Annotated in this window: 7 protein-coding genes; all 7 read left to right on the top strand. The window is 41.0% G+C overall.

Going from position 1 to position 1,976, the window contains the following annotated elements:
- The first annotated feature begins 91 nt into the window (after positions 1-91).
- Positions 92-457, top strand: coding sequence for a hypothetical protein (locus tag ARB69_RS25455; RefSeq protein WP_055155406.1), 366 nt, complete (start codon positions 92-94; stop codon positions 455-457).
- Entirely contained in the window at positions 457-642 is a 186-nt protein-coding gene (locus ARB69_RS25460) for a hypothetical protein (protein WP_055155407.1), read from the top strand. Before ARB69_RS25455 ends, ARB69_RS25460 begins: the two co-directional genes overlap by 1 nt.
- Positions 626-964 carry a hypothetical protein gene (locus ARB69_RS25465; RefSeq protein WP_055155408.1) on the top strand — a complete coding sequence of 113 codons (339 nt, stop codon included), beginning with the start codon at positions 626-628 and terminating at the stop codon, positions 962-964. The genes ARB69_RS25460 and ARB69_RS25465 overlap by 17 nt, the downstream gene beginning before the upstream one ends.
- Positions 948-1,109: a hypothetical protein gene (locus tag ARB69_RS27015; RefSeq protein WP_157355748.1), complete on the top strand. Its 162-nt coding sequence runs from the start codon at positions 948-950 to the stop codon at positions 1,107-1,109. Before ARB69_RS25465 ends, ARB69_RS27015 begins: the two co-directional genes overlap by 17 nt.
- The gene (locus ARB69_RS27020) at positions 1,085-1,276 is read left to right on the top strand and encodes a hypothetical protein (RefSeq protein ID WP_157355750.1); all 192 of its coding nucleotides are present in this window, start codon (positions 1,085-1,087) and stop codon (positions 1,274-1,276) included. The genes ARB69_RS27015 and ARB69_RS27020 overlap by 25 nt, the downstream gene beginning before the upstream one ends.
- A gap of 232 nt (positions 1,277-1,508) precedes the next feature.
- Positions 1,509-1,676: a hypothetical protein gene (locus ARB69_RS27025; protein ID WP_157355752.1), complete on the top strand. Its 168-nt coding sequence runs from the start codon at positions 1,509-1,511 to the stop codon at positions 1,674-1,676.
- A 20-nt stretch (positions 1,677-1,696) separates the two neighbouring features.
- Entirely contained in the window at positions 1,697-1,909 is a 213-nt protein-coding gene (locus tag ARB69_RS25475; protein ID WP_055155410.1) for a hypothetical protein, read from the top strand.
- Positions 1,910-1,976 lie beyond the last annotated feature (67 nt).

Consider the following 1,976-nt stretch of genomic DNA (forward strand, 5'->3'; position numbering starts at 1 on the left):
AAGCGGGATATCGGTGTGGATTCTTCCACAACCGGCTATGGCAAGAACCAGAAAACATGGTGGTTTTTATCAAATTAGGAGAGCGGAGTAAATGGCGGTATATGAAGCAAATAAACAGATGATAGGCCCAGCAGATGCAAGGACATTAATCTCTACAACCAGAACAATTGCTATGGGTCTGGCATTGACACAGGAGGAGTACTTGCGGATTATGATGATCTATGGACAGGCTATAGAACGTATGGAGCTGGAGCAGGAAGAAAGAAGCGAGGAGCTGACTGACCGGGAAGTGGTTGAGCGGTACATAAAAAAGTGTAATTACACATGGACTGTAGAACGTCTCATACATGCGTACAGGATGAATCAACAGGGGAGATATGTTAGCCATACTGCGGAGGATTGCATTAAAAACTGTGGAGCAGAACTGTGGCGGCTGGCAGAGAAAGAGGAACGTTAATGAATAATCAGGAAGAGCGTAAAAGAGTATGCTGCAATTGCGGAAACAATCTGAGAATTAGAAATCAGTGCTTAGGTATCCACAATGAATGTGCAATATACGGGCATTACATAAGCTATTTAGATTGTTTTGAGGGCTGGTGCAGACACTGGAAAAAGGAGAAAAAGCATGAGCTGGGCGGATAAGCAACTCAAAAAGGCCAAGATACATAGCCTGGTGGAACAGGCGTTGAAGGATCCGCAATTTCAGGAAGCACAGAAAAAGCAGACCGAGGATGCGATAAGAGAGGCATTTGACTGTTTCCTGCTGATCAGTGCAGATTACTTACACCGGCACCATAGTTACGGGAAAAAGCGACTTATGAGGTTCCTGGAATTTGCAGATGGGCAAATGAAATACATACCGGAAGATCCGGAGTATTTTCGGCTGCTGAATGATGCGCTGGCAGAGGAAACGGGCGTGAATATTTTAGAGAATTTAGGAGGGCAGGATGAAAAATACAGATAGGCTCAGAGCAATGACAGATGAGGAGCTGGCGCATTTCCTGGCAACAGTAGAGGCAAAATTGTATCGTGATGATTTGGACATTATTGCCTATCGTGCTGACGAGGTGGCTGACGCGCTGGAATGGCTCAAAAGAGAATCGTATTAAGATTTATGGAGGTGAAGATGATGGGGTGTCCGTATTATATTTTTGATAATTATGACTGCGAGTTTCTTCCGGTACATTTCGCGGAGTTTGAAGCGGCAGAAAACCATATCAATCAGAAACTTTTTGGAGATTATGAGAGATATATAATATTTGAAAAGTTAAGTTAACAATTTAGGAGAAATGGAAAACAAAAAATATAAGGTCATAAAACAATTTGACTCATTTTATTGTGATGTCGGGAGAATAACAGTAAACCCGGGAGCACTGTTTAAAATAACCAACGGCAGAGTTTACTTTTTAAACACCCAAAATTATTTGCCGTGGGTAGCGACAAAATTATTTTTATCAATGACTAATATCTATGCGGAGAATTAACATATAAGCCAGAGAGGAAATGCTATGGAAGAGAAGAACTATACAGTCGAATATGATGGGTGGCTAATCAATGTAGTGGCTGGTAGTATCAAGCAAGCTAGGCACAGAGCATGGCTGAAATTTAATGAAGCATATCCAACACCATATGGAAAGTTTATGAGCGGGATAACAGATGTTTCTGTGGAAAATTAATATTTAGGAGGGAATCGAAAGTGAATGAAGAAGAAAAGTTGGCCTATGAATGGGCCAAAAAGCAAAATTATCAATCTGTTGCGGCTCAATATGCGAGAATACTTGTTACTTACATAGATTATGTAAGCAATTTACTAGAACAGGCAGCGGAAGAAATCGAAAACACGAATGGCAGGGAGACGGTTCTTTCGGCGCAGATAAGGGATGCTTTAAGTAGCAAAACTGGCATTTAACGAAAGAAAGGATAAAGAATATGAGTGAGATTAATGAAAAAGAATTTGTAGAGGTAAATGAGACTAT

The organism is Faecalicatena contorta (genome assembly GCF_001404335.1).
In the GTDB taxonomy this organism is placed as follows: Bacteria; Bacillota; Clostridia; order Lachnospirales; family Lachnospiraceae; genus Faecalicatena; species Faecalicatena contortus_B.

Coding starts and splice junctions, on each gene's coding strand:
- ARB69_RS25455 (WP_055155406.1), top strand. CDS start 92: ATGGCGGTATATGAAGCAAATAAACAGATGATAGGCCCAGCAGATGCA.
- ARB69_RS25460 (WP_055155407.1), top strand. CDS start 457: ATGAATAATCAGGAAGAGCGTAAAAGAGTATGCTGCAATTGCGGAAAC.
- ARB69_RS25465 (WP_055155408.1), top strand. CDS start 626: ATGAGCTGGGCGGATAAGCAACTCAAAAAGGCCAAGATACATAGCCTG.
- ARB69_RS27015 (WP_157355748.1), top strand. CDS start 948: ATGAAAAATACAGATAGGCTCAGAGCAATGACAGATGAGGAGCTGGCG.
- ARB69_RS27020 (WP_157355750.1), top strand. CDS start 1,085: ATGGCTCAAAAGAGAATCGTATTAAGATTTATGGAGGTGAAGATGATG.
- ARB69_RS27025 (WP_157355752.1), top strand. CDS start 1,509: ATGGAAGAGAAGAACTATACAGTCGAATATGATGGGTGGCTAATCAAT.